We start from the raw sequence: 18,353 nt of genomic DNA, 5'->3' as shown, positions 1-18,353 counted from the left end.
CCGCTCACGCCTGCATCTCCTTGACCCGCGGATCAACAACGCGCTGCACCACATCCGCCAACAACGTCCCCACAACCGTCGCGACGGAGATAACGAGCACGCACCCCAACAACACCGGATAGTCGGACGACTGGGCAGCACTCCAGAACAACAGCCCCATCCCCGGATAGTTGAAGAGCTGCTCGACCACCAGCGCCCCACCGAACAGCACCGGCACGTAGTACCCGAGCATCGCGATCACCGGAGTCAGAGAGTTGCGGAACACATGCCGGAACAGAACCGCGTACTGCCCCGCACCCCCGGCGCGAGCCGTCCGCACATAGTCCTCGGACAGGTTCTCCAGCGTCGCCGCCCGCATGTACCGGCTGAACACGGCCACCATGGACGCGGCCCCGGTCACGACCGGCAGCACCAGCGCCGCCGGATCGGCGAACACCTGGGCCACCGTGTCCCCTTGGGGAGCCTGCGAGGGAAACCACCGCAGGGTCTGGGTGAAGACCAGTACCAGGATCAGTCCCAGGAAGTACACCGGCGTCGAGTACGCGACGAAGCTCAGCGTGGTGATCACGTAGTCGGCCGGCTTGTTGCGCCGCACCGCCTGCCACATGCCGAGCGGGATCGCGAGCAGCAGCCCGACCATCGCGGACAGCACGGTCAGCACCAGCGTCTTCGGCAGCCGTTGCTCGATCAGCCGCGAGACCGCCTCGTTGAGGGTGTACGACGTCCCGAGGTCACCCTGCGCCAACTCGCGCAGGTAGTAGACGTACTGCACGGGCAGCGACCGGTCGAGCCCCTGTTCGTGGTTGAACGCGGCGATCTGCTGGGCCGTCGCCTGCGGCCCGAGGATCCCGCGTGCGGGGCCTCCGGGCAGGGTGTGCAGCAGGCAGAAGACCACGATCGTGACGATCAGGATCACGGCGAGGGCTTGGAGGAGCCGGCGGCTGAGGTACAGGAGCGTGTCCATGCCTCAGCCGGTCCACTTCCACTGCGCGGGGTGGAAGTTGGCGAGCGAGTCCTGGGAGAAGCCGCCGAGGCCGTTCCTGATGACGGAGACCTGGTAGACGGGCTCCGGCAGCCAGATCACCGGCAGGTCCGCGGCGAGGGCGGCGCTGTAGTCCTGGACCGCCTGGGTCGAACTGGACGTCGTGGAGGCGGAGATGAGCTTGTCGACGTCCGGGTTCGAATAGTTGCCGAAGTTCGAACCGCCGCCGGTCTGGAACAGCGAGTCACCGGTCGGGAAGGCGGGGAAGTACCAGCTGCCGGCCGTCCCGAAGAAGGACAGCTGCCACTTGCAGATCGACTGGCTCGCCTTGCACTGCGGGGTCTGCGACAGCACCGAGTTGACGGGCGCGGTCCTGATCGAGAACTTGATGCCGGTCCTGGCGAGCGAGGACTGGACCGCGCTCATCATGTTGCCGGTGACCGTCGAGCCGGACTGCGACAGCACCTGCATCTCGAACCTGGTGCCCTTGGCGACGCCCGCACCGCATTGGGAAGCCCCGGTCCCGGGACTCGTGCAGGTCATGACCCCGCCCTGCTCGCTCCAGCCGTGACCGGTCAGCAGCGCCCGGGCGGCCTTCGTCGAGAACGGGTACGGGTTGTCCTTCTGCACCTGGGAGACGAAGTCGGACGCCTGCCCCTGCGGGACCGGGCCGTAGCCGGCGACCGCCGTCCCGTTGAACACGACTTTCGCCAGACTTGCCTGGTCGATGGAGCGCTGGACGGCCTGGCGGGCGTACAGCTGCTTGAACACCGCGCCCATCGCCGGGTTGTTGAAGTTGTATGGCATGTAGGTGATCGCCCAGCCGGACCACGGCTTCACCTCGTACCCCTGCGCGGTGAAGCTCTCCTTCTGGTCGAGGTCGGTCGCCTCGATGTAGCCGTAGTCGACGCCGCCGGAGCGCAGGGCGTTCTTCTCGGCGTCGGCCGTGGTGAAGGGGAGCAGGTTCACGGTGGAGATGGCCGGCTTCTCGCCGCCGTCGTACTTCTTGTTGGCGGTGAGGACCACCTTGCCGGCCGTCGAGTAGGACTTGACCGAGTACGGGCCGCTGATGGTCTTCCAGAGGGCGTTCTTCTCGTAGTCGCCGATGTTCTTCGCGGCGTCGTTGAGGTACGTCCACACCTGCTTGGCGTCGCCGCCCTTGTCCCAGGTGTGCTGCGGCAGCGGTGTGATGGAGCTCAGCTCGTTGGCCAGCATCCACTGCGGGTTGTAGGCCTTGTCGAAGGTGATGGTGAAGTGGCGGTCGTCCTCGGCCTTGAAGGACGTCCAGTTGTCCGGCGCCTGGCCGGGGTTGTAGCCCGCCCACTCCGTCTTGTTCGCCTTGATGAGGTCGAACCAGAACCGGACGTCACGGGAGGTGATGGGCTTCCCGTCGCTCCAGTGCCGGGCGCCCAGTGTGATCCGCACGCTCTTGTTGTCGGGCGCGAAGTCGGCGTCGGTGGCGACCGAACCGGCTTTGTTCCAGGCGATCTCGCCGGTGGAGCCGTCGTAGGCGATGAGCGGCTCCCACAGCGTGTTCGCGATGGAGATGTTGTTGGTGTTCAGATGCGCCGCCGTACCGATCGGCAGGATCCAGTTCGGCGTGAAGTTCGCAGGCAGCGCGTAGTTGATGGAGTCGCGGGATCCGGTCGACGTACCGCTGCTCCCGGAGCAGCCCGCGAGCAGCAGAGTGCCGGCGGACAGGACGGCGGCAGCGGCGAGGAGTCTCGTGCGAGCAGGGGACATGGCTCTCCTCAGGGGACAGAAGCGAGGTGCAGTCAGTGAAAGCCCCGCATGTTCGAAGAAACAGGAGTGCCGCTGTAAAAAGTATGTTTCTGCTGTTCTGGAAATACCTGTAAGGGGTCCTTCGAGGCCTACTCTCGCTGTCCCGACCACAGATGACGGAAGTAACTTCGTCCATGACTGAAAAAAGTGGGTCGTTGACCCGGCGCATCCTCGAACTCCTCGCCTCCGGGCAGGCGTCCACGCGCACGGAGCTCTCCGAGCTGCTCGGCGCCGCGCCGTCGACGGTCTCGTTCGCGGTGACCAAGCTCCTGGACTACGGCCTGGTCACCGAGGAGGGCACCATGTCGTCCACCGGCGGACGGCCGCGCAAGGTGCTGCGCCTCGGCGGCGGCGACGGCTATGCCGTGGCGGCCGAACTCGGCGGCAGGCACGCCCATGTCGGCGTCGTCCACCCAGGTGGCGGTCTCACCGACGTCTCCACGGTGCCGTTCGCGACGGCCGACGGACCGCAGGCCTCGCTGCCCGGCCTGGTCGAGACGCTGGAGGGCCTCGCCGAGCGGAACGGGCGGGAGTCCCTCAGAGGTGTCGGCCTCTGCCTGCCGGGCCCGGTCGACGTCGAGCCGGGCCTGGTGACACTGCCCGCGCGCATGCCGGGCTGGAACCGGTTCCCGGTACGGGACTGGCTGCAGGAACGGTTCGGGGTCCCGGTGGCCATCGAGAACGACGCCAACTGCATGGCCGTCGGCGAGCACAGCGTCCGCCCTGCCGCGCAACGACAGGCCATCATGGTGAAGGCGGGCACCGGCATCGGCGCCGGCGTCATCGCCGACGGCCGCCTCTACCGGGGCGGTTCGGGCGCGGCCGGCGAGATCACCCACGTCCGAGTCGAGGCCGCCCACGACATCCCCTGCTCCTGCGGGAACACCGGGTGCCTGGAGACGGTCGCCTCGGGCGCGGCGCTGGTCCGCATCCTGCGCGAGCGCGGCCTGGAGGTGACATCCACCGAGGACGTCGTACGCCTCGCCGGTGACGCCGACCCCGAGGCCACGCGCGCGGTCCGGCAGGCCGGCCGCTACCTCGGCATGGTGCTGGCCGCCAACGTCAACTTCTTCAACCCCGACGCCGTGTACCTCGGCGGCATCCTCTCCACCCTGGAGCCCTTCGTCGCGGCCGTGCGCAGCCAGTTGTACGAGGGCTGCCACCCGCTGGTCACCGAGCACCTGGTCATCGAACGGGCCGGCCTCGGCGCGGACGCCGGCCTGGTCGGCGCGGGCCAGTTCGCCCTCCAGCGGGCCCTCGCCCACGCGCTGCACTCGGTCGCCGGCACCCACCCCTGACCCGCAGGAGGAGCCATGTCCCAGTCCTCGCCTCAGCTCCAGCCCCGCCTCCGTCCCATCATCGCGATCGCCGGCCTCGGCATCGAGTCGTCGACCTTCTCCCCGGCCCGCACCGAGGCCCCCGCCTTTCACCCGCGGCGCGGACCGGACGTCCTCGGCCGCTACCCGTTCCTGGCCCCGGGACAGCCGCTGCGGGACGCCGCCGACTGGCGTGGCGCCCTGGTCGGCAAGGCGCTGCCGGGCGGTACGGTGACGGCGGCCGCGTACGCCGAGCTGTCCCGCGAACTCATCGACCGACTGCGGGAGTTGGGGCCGCTCGACGGCCTCTGGTACGACATCCACGGTGCGATGACGGTCGAGGGGCTCGAGGACGCGGAGGTGGACCTGCTGACCCGTGTCCGCGAGGTGACCGGCCCGGACGTCCTCGTGTCGACCTCCATGGACCTGCACGGCAACGTCTCCCGGCCGCTCGTCCACCTCAGCGACCTGATCACCTGCTACCGCATGGCCCCGCACGAGGACGCCATGGAGACCAAGGAGCGGGCCGCCCGCAACCTCGTCGATCTCCTGGCGAGCGGCGCGCCCCGCCCCGTCAAGGCCTGGGTGCCGGTGCCGGTGCTGCTGGCCGGGGAGCAGACCTCCACCCGTATCGAACCCGCGAAGAGCGTGTACGCGGCCGTCGAGGACGTGGAAGCGACCCACGGGGTGACCGACGCGGCGATCTGGGTCGGGTACGCCTGGGCCGACGAGCCGCGCAACCGGGCCGCCGTCGTGGTCACCGGACCCGACGAGGCCGCCGTCACCGCAGGCGCCGAGCGTCTCGCCCGCGGATTCTGGGACGCCCGGCAGGACTTCGCCTTCGTCGCCCCGACCGGCACCCTCGGCGACTGCCTCGACGAGGCCCTCGCCGCCGGCGCCCGCCCCTACTTCATCAGCGACACCGGCGACAATCCCACGGCGGGCGGCGCCGGAGACGTCACCTGGGGACTCCAACACGTCCTGGACCGCTCGGAGTTCAAGGACCCGTCCGGCCCGGTCGTGCTGTACGCCTCCCTGCCCGGCCCGTCCGCGGTCGACACGGCGGTGAAGGCCGGCGTCGGCGCCGCGGTCACCGTCACCGCCGGCGCGGAGGTCGACGACCGGCACTCGGGGCCGCTCACGATGACCGGCGTGGTGCACTCCGTACGACACGGCGACCGGGACGCCGAGACGGAGGCCGTGCTGCGGGTGGGCAGCGTGCACGTGATCCTGACCCGGCTCCGGAAGCCGTATCACCTCGAACGCGACTTCACCGACCTGGAGTTGGACCCGCGCACGGCCGACGTCGTGATCGTCAAGATCGGCTATCTGGAGCCCGAGTTGTTCGCCATGGCCGCCGACTGGAAGATGGCGCTTACCCCGGGCGGCGTCGACCAGGACCTGCTGCGGCTCGGCCACCACCGCATTCGCCGGCCCATGTTTCCCTTCGACCCCGCGATGGCCGGCCCCGACCTCACGGCCAGGATCGTCGCACCCGCAAACCGGCCGCTTCCCGGCCCCGAGGAGTGACGCTCAGCTCGCCTGCCGGGCGTCGGCGATCAACTGGTCGATCAGGGCGATCAGCACGTCCCGGCACGACTCGCGCTCCCGTGCGTCACACAGCAGCACCCGGACATGCTCCGGGAGCGCGAGGGCGTCCCTGATCTCCTCGGCGGGATAGGGGTGTTCGCCGTGGAAGCCGTTGACGCCGACGACGAACGGGATCTCCCGGCGCTCGAAGAAGTCGATCGCCGCGAAGCTGGACTCCGGCCGGCGGACGTCGATCAGGACGACGGCACCCAGCGCGCCGATCGCCAGGTCGTTCCACATGAACCAGAACCGCTGCTGCCCGGGCGTACCGAACAGATACAGCACCAGTTCCTGGCTGATGGTGATCCGTCCGAAGTCCAGGGCCACGGTGGTGGCCCGCTTCTTCTCGATGCCGTTGAGGTCGTCGATGCCCACGCCCGCGGCGGTCAGGGGCTCCTCGGTGCGCAGCGGGGGGATCTCGCTGACCGACCCGACGAGCGTCGTCTTGCCGACGCCGAAGCCGCCGGCGATGAGGATCTTGACCGTGTCGGGCGGCGCGACCGATTCCACGGTGGTGTCAGAGCCGGCCAAGGCCGTCCCTCACTTTCTGCAGCAGGTCCAGGTCCGGGGTGCGGGGGGTGACGGGGTGCGGCGGGTGCACGGTGATCAGGCCCGCCTCCAGCAGATCGCAGAGCATGATGGCGACCACGCTCACCGGCAGGTCGAGATGGGCCGCGAGCTCCGCGACGGCGATGGGCCGGGCGCAGCGCCGCAGGATCCGCGTCTGCTCGGGCTGCGGACGGGGCACCCGCTCCGGCGGCGGATCCACCGCCGTCACCGTCGTGATCAGCGTGAAGTCGGTGCGGCTGGGCTTGGTCCGGCCGCCGGTCAGCGTGAAGGGACGTACCAGCCTGCCCGCCGTATCGTCTCCGGCCACCTCACGCGCCAGGGCCGACATGGGCCCGCGGTGCCGCCGACAGGTGCTCGCCGATCTTCTTCACCAGCATGTTCATCTGGTACGCCACCACGCCGACGTCCGCGCCCTGGTTGGTGAGGACCACGAGGTGGGCGCCGGGACCGGCGGACGTGAGGATCAGATAGCTGTTGGCCATCTCGATCAGTGCCTGACGCACCGGCCCGCCTCTGAAGTCCATGCTGACGCCCTTGCTGAGGCTCATCAGGCCGGACGCGGTCGCCGCCAGCCGCTCGGCGTCGTCGCGCAGGAACCCGGTGGACTTGCTCACCACCAGACCGTCCTCGGAGAGCACGACGGCGTGGTTGACGTCGGCGACCCGCTCCACGAGTCCGGTGAGCAACTGGTCTAGCTGGGTGTCGGTGGCGGGGGTGGGGCGTGTCATGGCGGTGTCCTTCATGAGCGGTCGGCGGGCGAAGGGGAGGACGTGGGGGAGGAGTCCGCGGCTGCGTCGGCGGTGTCCGCCGCGGGTGGCTCCTCGGGGGCGACGTCGTCAAGCGTCCGGCGGGCGGCGGGGATCCGCTGGTCCGCGGCCGGCTCGGGCGGGTCCGCAGACTCGTCGTCGCAGTCGTCGCTGTCGTCGCGGGCCTGGAGCGTGCCCCGCTGGAAGCAGGCCAGGGAGGAGGCGGCTCGTTCCGCGGTGAAGTCCTCGTAGCCGTTCTCCTCGGTGGGCCGCGCCTCCTCGCGCAGTTCGGCGGCCAGGCTGGTCTGCGGCACCCGGCGGGGCAGGGCGATGAGACCGCCGTCGCGGCGCATGGCGGGGGCGGAGGCCGCGGTGGATGCCTGGGCGGTCGAGGCGCGGGCCGGGACGACCGGGCGGGACTCCCGTACGGGCTCCTCCGGTTCGGCGGCACCGGAGTGCTCCACCTCGTCCGGCTCCGCGGCCGCGAGGTCCCGCACCACGACGTCGTGCGGGATCAGCACGATCGCCGTCGTGCCGCCGAACGGCGAGGAGCGCAGGGTGACCGCGATGCCGTGCCGCTGGGCGAGCCGGGCGATCACGAACATGCCGAGGCGCAGGTCGTCGGCGAGAGCAACCACGTCGAACTGCGGGGGCTCGGCCAGCTGCGCGTTGAAGGAGTCGTAGTCCTCCTCGGACATGCCGAGCCCACGGTCCTCGACCTCCACGGCCAGGCCCTTGGCCACCATCGCGGCCCGCACCCCGACCGGCGCGGGCGCGGGGAGTACAGCGTGGCGTTCTCGATCAGCTCGGCCAGCAGATGGATGACGTCCGCCACGGCAGGGGGCGCCAGGTGCACCTCCTCCTCCGTCTGCACCTCGACCCGCCGGTACTCGGCGACCTCGCCGACGGCGCTGCGCAGGATGTCGATCAGCGCGACCGGTTCGCTCCAGCTGCGGCCGGGCCGCTCGCCGCTGATGATGACGAGGTTCTCCTCGTAGCGGCGCAGCTGGCTGGCTGTGGAGTCCAGTTCGTACAGGCCCTTGAGGATCTCGGGGTCCTGGTGCGCGCGCTCCAGCGCGTCGAGCTTGGTGAGCTGGAGGTTGACCAGGTTCTGGCTCTGCCGGGCGATGCCCAGGATGACCTTCTGGAAGCCGCGCCGGGTGTCGGCGAGTTCGACGGCGGTGTGCACGGCGGTGCGCTGGGCGGTGTTGAACGCCTGCGCCACCTGGCCGAGTTCGTCGTGGCCGTAGTCCAGCGGCGGGGTGGCCAGCTCCACGTCGACCGTCTCGCCCCGCTCCAGCCGCGCCACCACGTCGGGCAGCCGCTCCTGCGCGAGGCCGAGGGTGGCCTCGCGCAGGCCGTGCAGGCGCCGGGACAGCGAACGCGTGATCCGCCACGACATCCAGACGCACACCAGCAGGGCGACCAGGCCGCCCGCGCTCAGGGAGGCGGCCTTGATCAGCAGGCCGCGGGCGTTGTCGCCGCTGCGTTGCAGCAGCGCGGTCGTCTGCTGCCGGATCAGCACCTCGTACTCGTCGGAGACCTTGACCAGCGCGGCCCGCCACTCCTTCTGCGCGTCCGGGACGGCGATGTCCCCGTCCCCGCGCGCCGTCGTCCGCGCCGCGAGCACCCGGTCCTCCACGGTCTCCAGGGTCCCCCACTGCGGGCTGCCCAGGATCCGCTCGGTCTCCGTCTTCGCGCTCCCCGTCAGCGAGGGGAGGATCTGGTCCTCGACGAGCCAGCGGCGGGTGTTCACCAGCTCCGCGAACTCGGTCCACGACTTCTCGTCCATCGTCCGCGACGGCGAGGCCAGGGTCAGCAGCGCGTCCTCCCGGGACACCAGTTCCGCCGCGTGCTCCAGCGCGACGAGCGGACCGGCCTGCGAGGTGAGGTCGCCGTCGTCGACCTGGGAGAGCTCCTGGAAGGCGTGGATCTGGTCGTCGATGATCGACGTGTACTGGCCGAGCGCCTGTGCGGCGGTGATGTCGGTGGGGTTGTCGACCTGCCCCCGGTAGTACTCCAGGCTGCTCACCGACGCGACGACCGAGTACAGCCGGTCCCTGATCCGGGAGGGGGCCTGCTGGATCGCGTCCGACTGGGCGAGCAGTTTGGCCACGGCCTTGTCGGTCTTGCGGCGCTGCTCGTCCAGCGCGCTGCGGGCCTCCTCCTGCCGGGACGCCAGCCATACGGCCGAGTAGCTGCGCTCCTGCTGCAGCGCGAGCGTGGCCTCCGTGCCCATGGCCCCGGTCGACTTGCTCAGCCCGGTCTGCGACCGGAGCCCCAGGCCCTCCGAGAACATCTGGATCGTCGTCACGCCCCAGACGGCGGCGAGCGTGACGCCGGGCACCAGGGCCAGCAGGATCAGGGAGAGACGGATGGAGCCGAGGCGGCGCCGGGGACCTGTCCGTGGAGACATTGTCGTCCTAGGGCGATCAGCGGAGGGCGGGAGCGGGCGGGGTCAGCGCGGAAGCGGAAGCGGGACGAGCGCCAGGGGTGGCGGCGTGTCCGGTACGTCACGGGGGATGCGCTGGATGCTATCCGTACAAGTGAGCGTACGTGTCACGCGTGACCGAATCTTTGGCGACAGCGTCGGGGAACTGTCCGGTCACCGGGTTCCGTTGGCGGCGAACTCGGCGACCGAGGCGATGTTCGCCCTGGTGACGAACGCCGGCCCGGTGAGGACGGGCGCCTCGCCGCCGCCGAGGGTGTTGCCGTTGGTCCTGTACAGCCACAGCGAGTCCACCGCGAGGTAGCCCTGCAGATAGGGCTGCTGGTCCACCGCGAACTGCACGTCCCCGGCCTGGACCGCCTTGACCAGGTCCTTGTTGAGGTCGAAGGTCGCGACATGGGCCTTGGAGCGGGCCTCCTCGGCCGACTTCACCGCGGCCAGTGCGAACTGTGCGCCGTTCATGACGACTTCGTCGATGCTCGGGTCCTGTCTGAGCCGCGTCGCGACGGAGGCGGTCACCGCGTCCATGTCGGTGCCGTCCACGTAGAGGTTCTCGGTGTCGCCGCCGAAGGACTTCTTCACACCCGCACAGCGCGCCTCCAGGGCGACGTTGCCGCGCTCGTGGATGACGCACAGGGCGTGCTTGGCCCTGAGGTCGTCCAGCTTGTCGCCGACGGCCCGGCCCGCGACGCTCTCGTCCTGGCCGAAGTACCCGACCAGCCCCGCGGACTGCCAGTCGTCTATACCGGAGTTGAGGCCGACCACCGGTATGCCGGCCGCCCGCGCCTGGGCGACGGGCCCCGTCATCGCCGTCGGCTTGGCCAGGGTCACCGCGATGCCGTCGACCTTCTGGCTGATGGCGTCACGCATCAACTGGGCTTGGCCGGCCGGGTCGGAGTCGCTCGCGAGGGTCAGGTCGATGCCGTCCTTCGCGGCCGCTGCCTGGGCACCCTTGTGCACCAGCTCCCAGAAGGCGTCGCCCTCGCCGCCGTGGGTGATGAGGGCGACCTTCAGCCCTGAGGAGCCCGCCGCGTCCGCGTCCGGCGCCTCGTCGGTCCCGCCGACGGTGGAGCAGCCGGCCAGCAGCAGACAGGAGGCGGCCGTGAGGGCCGCGACGCGAGTGAAAGAGGGGGAGGGGGTGGGGTCTTCGCGAGGGTGCGGCACCTCGCTGTGCGGCCGAGCCGTAGGAACGAACGAGAGGACGGCCGGTGTCGACCGGGGGTTCGCCGACCGGGTGAAACTCTCGCTGGGGCGGAGCCAATCGCGTGTGACCACCGGCAGTCAAGTGTGCAACAACAACGCGTGAGTTGTAGCTGCCACATCGTGATGAACCGCTGGCGGGAGGGTGGACGGCCGATGGGTCCGCCCACACTGCTTGCGCTCGCAAACCGGGTCAACCCGCCTTGCGGGCGAGCGCCCCGTACATCGCGATGTCCTCGTCGCGGATCACGTCGGTGCCCGTGCCGTCCGGACGCCACTTGTGGACCTGGACGATGCCGGGCTTCACGTGGTCCAGACCGGTGAAGAAATCCTTGGCCTCGGCGAGGGTGCGCAGCCGCATCGGCATGCCCCGCGCCGCGTACTCCCGGGCGACCCGGCCGACCTCGTCCGGCGCGAACTCGGCGGTGCCGATGGACATCGCCAGGTAGCTCCCGGCGGGCAGCGGCTCCAGCAGCCGCCGCACGATCCCCACGGCGTCGTGCTCGTCCAGCATGAAGTGCACGATCGCGATCACGGTGAGCGCGACCGGCTTTCCGAGATCGAGGGTCTCGCGGAAGGCCGGGGCGTCGAGAATCGCCGCGGGGTCGCGCATGTCCGCTTCGACGTACGCCGTCCTGCCCTCGGCCGTGCCGGACATCAGCCCCTTCGACAGCGTGAGCACGAGCGGATCGTTGTCGACGTACACGACCCGGGCCTCGGGGGCCACCGACTGGGCGATCTCATGAATGTTGGGCGACGTCGGAATCCCGGCCCCGATGTCGAGGAACTGCCGTATCCCCACCTCCTCGGCGAGATACCGCACGGCCCGGTTCATGAAGTCCCGGTTGGCCCGCATGTGAACGGCCAGCGCGGGCCACTCCCGGACCATGGCATCGCCCGCCTCCCGGTCGGCGGGGTAGTGGTCCTTGCCGCCGATGATGTAGTCGTAGATCCGGGCGGAGTGTGCGGTCTCGGTATCGATACGGTCGGCGGACACGGGGCCTCCGGGCACCTGGGCGTCGGGCTGGTTCACCCCGCAACTGCGCGGGGACGATGGACAGTTGGCGGTCAGTGCACCAACCTAGGGGCGCGGGGAAGTGCGCGACCAGCCCCCACGAACCCGCACCCGCCGAACTTCACCGATCCCTGCGGCGCTCTGGCGTCGCAACCCCGGCCGCAGGCCGGAGAACCCGGTTCAGGCGGGCTCCCCGACCTGCTCAACGGCCGCAGCCACAACGCCCTCCTCCCGCCGCAGACGCAGACGCCGCCGCCGGCGCCTGGGCTCCTGATCCGGCATCCACCCGAAGGCAAGGCAACTCCCCGCGACCCCCAGCAGGAGCCCCACGAAGAAGCCCCCGAGGTTGGACGTGGGCCAGGACCCCAGGGAGACCAGCACCCCGGTGATCGAGTAGAAGAGCCGCTGAGCCGGATTGATCAGGATCAACAGCCCCAGCAGCAGCATCAGCGCCGGCAGCAGATACCCCGCCAGCCCCTGCATCCCGACATGAAGCACGACCTTCATGGACGCCTTCATCGTGAGCAGAATCTCCGCCCCGCCCAGCGCGAGCAACACCCCGCCCCAGAACGGCCGGTCGGCCCGCCAACGACGGAAGGCCGACCGGAAACCCGAACGCTGCGCCATCAGCAACCCTTGCTGCTGAAGCCGAGTTTCAGCCCGGGAAGCTTGAACACGCCAGCAGTGGTCGCGTAGTTGGTCTGCCGCAGATTGGCGATGCGCACGGTGTCAGCCTGCTGGCTGAAGACGCCGATCGGCCCCTTCACCCCGGCCTTGGTCAAGGTGCTCGCGTCGTTGCCGATCTCGATGTTGTTGAACGCGGCGTCACCCGACAGCTCGGTCGAGTCGGTGGTCAGATCGCTCGCGCTCACCTTCTCCGCTCCGCTGCCCGCGGTGATGAGCAGGTTCGTGCCGCCGAGGTCGACGCTCTGACACAGCTTCGTGAGCGTCGCGTTCTTGATCGCGGAGGTGACGATCAGCACCTGGCCGCCGGTGTCCCCCTCGTTGGGGCTGCCCGGCGCCATGCTGTCGAGGCCGCCGAACTGCTCGAACCCGGTGCCGTTGAGCTCGGTCGCGGTGACCGTGAAGGGCATGCCGGAGATCGCGAACTGCACGCCCAGCGCGCCCTCGGCGGTGAGTACCGCGAGAGCGCCGGCGACCAGGGTGGCCGGCACCGCCATCACGGCGGCCCGGCGCGCCCGGACCCGCCCGCGTCTGGCGGGGCCCTCGGTGGGTTCGGATGCTTCTGACACGGAACCGCTTTCCGGGTTCTCGGGGGTGTGGTCGGCGGACGAGGTGACGTCCGAGGACGAGGCCATAACTGCTCCCAGATGCAAAAGTGCGGGTAGGGCATCAGCGGCACGTTGTCCTGGCGCGGACAGCGCCCACGGCGCACGCCCCTCACAACTCCCGGCGGGTGCAAGGGCTTTCTCGTACTCCGCAGTAGCCAGCCCGGAAGTTACCGGTGGTTACACCCGAGGGTCAAGGCAGTTGTGGGAAAAGAGTGTTGATTGTGCGCCACCTGTGAGTCCACTGCCTCCGTAACCCCTCGGAAGCCTCGGAAAGTACCGGCGAAAGCAATCAACTCCCTTTCTGTGTCTTGACGTTGACGGACACTCAGGTCTACAACTCTCCCTGGCTCCCCCTGGATCCGTGGCGCCGGATCCGCCGTCGCGTGGCCCGTGGCCCGCGTTCCCGGACTTGATGTCCTTTACATTCCGCGAGATCACTTCACGGCCCCGTCACGGTCGCTTCCCCCTCGGTCCGTGCCGGACGCCCTTCCCCGCCCGGTCCGTCCGGAGCCCTCCCCACGGTCTCCGGCCGGCCACCGGTCGGCTGTCGTTGCCGGTCCGTGTCGTACGGAGAAGGCGTCACGGCCCGGCAACGGCGCACCCCGACTCGCGCCCGAGCCCCCCACCGAACCCCCTGAGCCGCACAGCCGCCCTCAGGGCATACCCCCGCAACGAAAGTCGAGGTACCCCGCATGCGCGCACGCGCCCTCCTCACCCTCGCCGGCACCGTCGCAGCCCTCGGGCTCGCCGTCCCCGCCTCGGCCGCCGACACACCGGTACTGACCACCACCGACGGAGCAGCGGTCGCGGTCGGCGCCGTGCTCGACGCCAACCTGGCGAGCGGCACCGCCGCCACCTTCTACTCCAGCGCGACCGGCACCAGCGGCATCTCCTGCACCAAGTCGGCGTTCTCCGCCACCGTCACCGACAACCCCGCCGCCCCCGGCACCGCCACCGAGTCGCTGACCTCCCACACCTTCGACACCAGCGGCTGCACCGCCAACGTCACCGGTGTGCTCGGCGTCAGCGGCATCACCGTCGACAACCTGCCGTACACCACCAGCGTGTCCTCCGACGGCACCGTCACCGTGACCCCGGCCGCGGGCTCCGCCGTCCAGTCCACGGTCAAGCTGCGCACCCTGCTCGGCACCATCACCTGCGTCTACCAGGCGCCCGGCCTGTCCGGCACGGCGAGCAACGCCGACAACAGCATCGCCTTCACCCAGCAGCCGTTCACCAAGACGTCCGGTTCGTCGCTGTGCTTCAGCAGCGCCTACTTCACCGCCAAGTACGCCCCGGTGACGAGCTCAGGGCTCGCCGTCAACGTCAACTGACCCTCGAACGGCGGTGGTTCACCGCCGACGCAGACGCAGGACGAGGGCGGCGCCGCCGGTGAGCACCAGTACCGCCGCGGCGCCGCCCGCCAGCATGGGGGTGGACGGCCCCGAGTCGGTGTCCGTCCCGGAGGCCACCGGAGTGCTGTCGCTCTGGGGCTGGGCCGACACCGGGGTCTGCGTCGGCGGCTGCGGCGTGCGCTGCTCGGTCGCCGGCGTAGGGCTGCTGTCCGTGCGCTTCTCACCGTCGCCCGGGGAGGCCGTCGCGGAGCGCTCGCCCCCGCCCGGCGATGTCGTCGCGGAGCCCTCGCCGCCTTGCTTCTCCGCCTCCGGGAACACCACGTCCGAGCACGAGTAGTAGGTGTCCGGCGTGCTGCTGTTCTGCCAGATCGTGTACAGCACATGGCGCCCGGTCCGGTCGGACGGCAGGGTCGCCCGGACCCGGTACGCCCCGTTCGTCAGCGCCGGGTCCTTCACCACCGCGAACGGCTGCTCCGCGAGGTCGGACCAGGCGAGCGGCTTCGCCGGGTCGTAGCCGGGCTTGGTGAGATAGAGCTTGAAGGTGCCCGTGTGCGGGATCGTGGACACGTACCGCATCGTCTGGGGGGACCCCGGCGTGCGCCGGGTCGACGGCCAGTCGGCGCGGGCGAGGTCGAGGCCCCGGTAGGCGGGCAGTCCGCCGCTGCACAGCTGTCCGTCGGGTACCACCTGCCGGTCCCGGCCGTTGACGTTCGCGATCCGCAGGTTGTCCCAGGCCGTGAAGGGCGCGCCGTTCGAGGCGATCGCCGCCCGGCACGCCGACGTGGACGCGCTGCCGCCGTCGGGGGAGCAGGCGTACACGCGGCTGGTCGGATCCGTCGGCGCACCGTGCGCATGGGCCGGGCCCGCCGCCCACACCGTGAGCAACAGCGGCGTGACGGCGGCGGCCGTCAGGGCGGTGCGGTGCGATCTCATCCAGGGCATCCGGGACATCCGGAACGTCTCCTCGGCCGGTGCGGAAGGGTCCTCGTGCAGTACGGGAAATCGGCCCGGCGCGTTCACTGCGCGACGAGTCGGGCAAAGTCCGCCAATACCGGTCAACCATGCGACGTAGAGGGTGGGTTTCCGGCCGGATCGAGGGTTTCCCCTGTATCCGGATGACCAGCTCTTTGCCTATCGTTCGACCACAGCCGCCCCACAGGTAACCCCGAACGGGGCGTAGCTCGCGCCAGGCCGGCCGCCGCGCCCCCGCACTACGCACTGCCCCACCTGCGTTTCGCCGCATTGCCCCGCCTTCGCCGTATCGCCCCCACCTGCCCACCCGGTGGACCCCCCGCCGCTTCGAGGACGAAGCGAATCGACCGCCGCTCCGCGCTGCCCGGAGTACGGCCGGCCACGAAAGGCAAGCCCTTGCGTACCTCCACACCCCTCAGACGGAAGCTGATATCCGTCGCCGCGGTCTCCGCCGCGCTCTTCACGGCCGCCACCACGGTTGCGGTGGCCCAGGATTCCCCCGCCGAGGAAGCCGCCGCCCCCGTCCCGGCGGCCCAGACCGAGGCCGCCCCCGGCACCACGGCCGAGCGCCTCATCGTCGGCTACAAGTCCGGTGCCGCCGAGGCCAAGTCGAACAAGGCCGCCGAGTCCGACGCCGCCGCCAAGGGCAAGGAGGCCGGCGAGGACCTCGACTTCCAGCGCCGCCTCGGCTCCGGCGCCGCCCTCGTCGACCTCGGCGAGAACCTCACCGGGATGGACGTCGCCGACGTCGTCGCCGAGTACCGGGCCGACCCGCAGGTCGCCTACGTCGTACCGGACCGGCTGAACAAGCCGCTGGCCACCCCCAACGACACCGAGTACACCAAGCAGTGGGACCTGTTCGAGTCCACCGCGGGCATGAACGTGCCGGGCGCCTGGGACGTCGCCACCGGCAGCGGGGTGACCGTCGCCGTCATCGACACCGGCTATGTCTCCCACTCCGACGTCGGCGCCAACATCGTCGCGGGCTACGACTTCATCTCCGACGCCACGGTCGGCAACGACGGCAACGGCCGCGACAGCAACCCGGCCGACCCGGGCGACTGGACCGCCGCCAACGAGTGTGCCTCCGGCGACCCGGCCTACGGCTCCTCCTGGCACGGCACCCACGTCGCCGGCACCATTGCCGCCGTCACCAACAACAGCAAGGGCGTCGCGGGCATCGCGTACGGCGCGAAGGTCTCCCCGCTGCGTGTGCTCGGCAAGTGCGGCGGCTACGACTCCGACATCATCGACGCCATCACCTGGGCGTCCGGCGGTACGGTCTCCGGCGTCCCGGCCAACGCCAACGTAGCCAAGGTCATCAACATGAGCCTCGGCGGGGGCGGCGCCTGCACCACCGCGACCCAGAGCGCCATCAACGCGGCCGTGAACCGCGGCACCACGGTGGTCGTCGCGGCGGGCAACAGCAACGCCAACGCCGCGAACTACTCGCCGGCCAGCTGCAGCAACGTCATCAGCGTGGCGGCCGCCGACCGCCAGGGGAACCGCTCCTACTACTCCAACTTCGGCTCGGTCGTCGACATCGCCGCTCCGGGCGGCGAGACCAACTCCGTCACGGCCAACGGCATCCTGTCCACGCTGAACTCCGGCGCCCAGGGCCCGTCCTCCGAGAGCTACGAGTACTACCAGGGCACCAGCATGGCCGCCCCGCACATCGCGGGCCTGGCCGCGCTGATGAAGTCCGCCAGCGCGTCGCTGACCCCGGCGCAGATCGAGTCCGCGATCAAGACCAACTCGCGTACTCTGCCCGGCACTTGCTCGGGTGGCTGCGGCGCCGGACTCGCGGACGCGACCAAGACGGTGCAGGCGGTGAGCGGCAGCTCCGGCGGCTCCACGGGGGGCACCACCTTCACCAGCACGTCCGCCGTCTCCATCCCGGACAACGGCTCCGCGATCGAGTCCTCCATCGCCGTCAGCGGCCGCAGCGGCAACGCCCCGTCGGCCCTCCAGGTCGGCGTGGACATCACCCACACCTACCGCGGTGACCTGGTCATCGACCTGGTCGCCCCGGACGGTTCGACGTACCGCCTGAAGTCCAGCTCCTCGGACTCCGCGGACAACGTCAGCGCCACCTACACCGTGAACGCCTCGAGCGAGACCGCCAACGGCACCTGGAAGCTGCGCGTCCAGGACACGGCGGCCCAGGACACGGGCCGGCTCAACAACTGGAAGCTGACCTTCTGAGCGAACGTGTACCACAAGCGGGCGGGCCGGCCGGTGCGGATGGGGCATCGGCCGGCCCGCCGTTCGTTGCGGCGCCGACCGGAGTGACGGAAACCGTCACTCCGGTCGGTCGCTGTGTACTCAGCGTACGGACAGGTCCATGTCGGTCTGCTCGACGCCCGCTTCGTCGAGGGCGTCCAGCACCCGGAGTCCGCGGTCGGGCTCGCGGTCGATACCGGTCAACAGGCCCGGCACCGCGATGCTCGGCAGGATGTGTCCCCACAGGACCGAGATCCGCTCCGCCAGATCCTCCCGTTCGGTCAGCGCCAGGGACATCAACTGGAGCCCCGCGAACGCCCCGACCAGCAGCTCCACCGTCTGTCTCGGTACCACGGTGGGCAGCAACTCGCCCTGGTCACGGGCCTGTTCGAGCAGCCCCATCAGATGGTCCGCCCACTGCCGGAACGGCCCGGCGTCGTCGACACCGGGCGGAGCGCTCTGGTCCACGGCCAGCCGCACGCTGCCCTTGAGCAGGGAGTTGCCGATCAGCCGCTGCCCGAACACGAAGGTCATGTCGACGAGTTCCTGCAGCTTGCACGGCTGCGGCGGCACCACGCCGAACGGCATCTGCTCGTCCAGCACGGCCTGGGCCAGGGATTCCTTGGAGGGGAAGTGGAAATACAGGGCGCCCTTCGTGACCTCGGCCCGCTCCAGGACCATCGAGATGGTCGTTGCCGCGTACCCGTGCTCGTCGAAGACCGCGCCCGCGGCCTCCAGGATCACCCTCCGCGTTCTGATGGCGCGCTCCTGCCTCGCCATAACAGCCCCTCCGCTGCGCCGAGTCGACCTCTGCGCCGGGCGTGCGCCGGAGCGGTTCGGGCACGGCCGAGCGACCCAAGG

Annotated in this window: 15 protein-coding genes and 1 pseudogene; 4 read left to right on the top strand and 12 right to left on the bottom strand. The window is 70.3% G+C overall.

The genetic code is table 11. From position 1 onward, the window contains the following. Positions 1-4 precede the first annotated feature (4 nt). A complete protein-coding gene (locus OHO27_RS08815) occupies positions 5-964 on the bottom strand; it encodes an ABC transporter permease (protein WP_328421973.1) in 960 nt (319 codons plus the stop codon). A 3-nt stretch (positions 965-967) separates the two neighbouring features. Then, positions 968-2,725 carry a peptide ABC transporter substrate-binding protein gene (locus OHO27_RS08810; protein WP_328421971.1) on the bottom strand — a complete coding sequence of 586 codons (1,758 nt, stop codon included), beginning with the start codon at positions 2,723-2,725 and terminating at the stop codon, positions 968-970. Positions 2,726-2,898: 173 nt separating this feature from the next. Here OHO27_RS08810 and OHO27_RS08805 point away from each other — a divergent pair, with 173 nt between their 5' ends. Together OHO27_RS08805 and OHO27_RS08800 are read left to right on the top strand one after the other, a co-directional pair. Further along, positions 2,899-4,062 (top strand): ROK family transcriptional regulator, encoded by a 1,164-nt coding sequence (locus OHO27_RS08805; RefSeq protein WP_328421969.1) that lies wholly within the window; start codon positions 2,899-2,901, stop codon positions 4,060-4,062. 15 nt (positions 4,063-4,077) lie between these two features. Further along, positions 4,078-5,610: a M81 family metallopeptidase gene (locus OHO27_RS08800; protein ID WP_328421967.1), complete on the top strand. Its 1,533-nt coding sequence runs from the start codon at positions 4,078-4,080 to the stop codon at positions 5,608-5,610. Between the two features lie 3 nt (positions 5,611-5,613). Here OHO27_RS08800 and OHO27_RS08795 read toward each other — a convergent pair whose 3' ends face one another. The 8 genes and pseudogenes from OHO27_RS08795 to OHO27_RS08760 all read right to left on the bottom strand — a co-directional run bounded on the left by OHO27_RS08795 (position 5,614) and on the right by OHO27_RS08760 (position 12,969). Further along, positions 5,614-6,201 carry a GTP-binding protein gene (locus OHO27_RS08795; RefSeq protein ID WP_328421965.1) on the bottom strand — a complete coding sequence of 196 codons (588 nt, stop codon included), beginning with the start codon at positions 6,199-6,201 and terminating at the stop codon, positions 5,614-5,616. After that, complete coding sequence (locus OHO27_RS08790) at positions 6,188-6,568, bottom strand: DUF742 domain-containing protein (protein ID WP_443059526.1); 381 nt, start codon at positions 6,566-6,568, stop codon at positions 6,188-6,190. The genes OHO27_RS08795 and OHO27_RS08790 overlap by 14 nt, the downstream gene beginning before the upstream one ends. Continuing rightward, positions 6,549-6,968: a roadblock/LC7 domain-containing protein gene (locus OHO27_RS08785; protein ID WP_147997842.1), complete on the bottom strand. Its 420-nt coding sequence runs from the start codon at positions 6,966-6,968 to the stop codon at positions 6,549-6,551. Before OHO27_RS08785 ends, OHO27_RS08790 begins: the two co-directional genes overlap by 20 nt. A gap of 11 nt (positions 6,969-6,979) precedes the next feature. Continuing rightward, positions 6,980-9,402 (bottom strand): annotated as a pseudogene (locus OHO27_RS08780) (nitrate- and nitrite sensing domain-containing protein). Positions 9,403-9,591: 189 nt separating this feature from the next. Then, positions 9,592-10,599, bottom strand: a complete 1,008-nt coding sequence (locus OHO27_RS08775; protein WP_328430386.1) for a substrate-binding domain-containing protein — start codon at positions 10,597-10,599, stop codon at positions 9,592-9,594. 229 nt (positions 10,600-10,828) lie between these two features. Continuing rightward, positions 10,829-11,668 (bottom strand): SAM-dependent methyltransferase, encoded by an 840-nt coding sequence (locus OHO27_RS08770; protein WP_328421962.1) that lies wholly within the window; start codon positions 11,666-11,668, stop codon positions 10,829-10,831. A gap of 162 nt (positions 11,669-11,830) precedes the next feature. Next, positions 11,831-12,277 (bottom strand): DUF6114 domain-containing protein, encoded by a 447-nt coding sequence (locus OHO27_RS08765; RefSeq protein ID WP_328421960.1) that lies wholly within the window; start codon positions 12,275-12,277, stop codon positions 11,831-11,833. Beyond that, positions 12,277-12,969, bottom strand: coding sequence for a DUF6230 family protein (locus OHO27_RS08760; protein WP_328421958.1), 693 nt, complete (start codon positions 12,967-12,969; stop codon positions 12,277-12,279). The genes OHO27_RS08765 and OHO27_RS08760 overlap by 1 nt, the downstream gene beginning before the upstream one ends. 665 nt (positions 12,970-13,634) lie before the next feature. On the opposite strand from OHO27_RS08760, the gene OHO27_RS08755 reads away from it, so the two are divergent. Next, on the top strand, positions 13,635-14,276 hold the full coding sequence (locus OHO27_RS08755) for a Tat pathway signal sequence domain protein (protein WP_328421956.1): 642 nt from the start codon (positions 13,635-13,637) through the stop codon (positions 14,274-14,276). Between the two features lie 18 nt (positions 14,277-14,294). On the opposite strand, the gene OHO27_RS08750 is transcribed toward OHO27_RS08755, so the two are convergent. After that, the gene (locus tag OHO27_RS08750) at positions 14,295-15,239 is read right to left on the bottom strand and encodes a lytic polysaccharide monooxygenase auxiliary activity family 9 protein (protein ID WP_328430385.1); all 945 of its coding nucleotides are present in this window, start codon (positions 15,237-15,239) and stop codon (positions 14,295-14,297) included. A 426-nt stretch (positions 15,240-15,665) separates the two neighbouring features. Here OHO27_RS08750 and OHO27_RS08745 point away from each other — a divergent pair, with 426 nt between their 5' ends. Next, positions 15,666-17,474, top strand: a complete 1,809-nt coding sequence (locus OHO27_RS08745; protein ID WP_328421954.1) for a S8 family peptidase — start codon at positions 15,666-15,668, stop codon at positions 17,472-17,474. A gap of 120 nt (positions 17,475-17,594) precedes the next feature. On the opposite strand, the gene OHO27_RS08740 is transcribed toward OHO27_RS08745, so the two are convergent. After that, a complete protein-coding gene (locus tag OHO27_RS08740; RefSeq protein WP_328421952.1) occupies positions 17,595-18,272 on the bottom strand; it encodes a ScbR family autoregulator-binding transcription factor in 678 nt (225 codons plus the stop codon). Positions 18,273-18,353 lie beyond the last annotated feature (81 nt).

The organism is Streptomyces sp. NBC_00443 (assembly GCF_036014175.1).
Classification (GTDB): domain Bacteria; phylum Actinomycetota; class Actinomycetes; order Streptomycetales; family Streptomycetaceae; genus Streptomyces.
The sequence above is the reverse complement of the archived record's forward strand: the minus strand, read 5'-3'. Positions and strand labels throughout refer to the sequence as shown.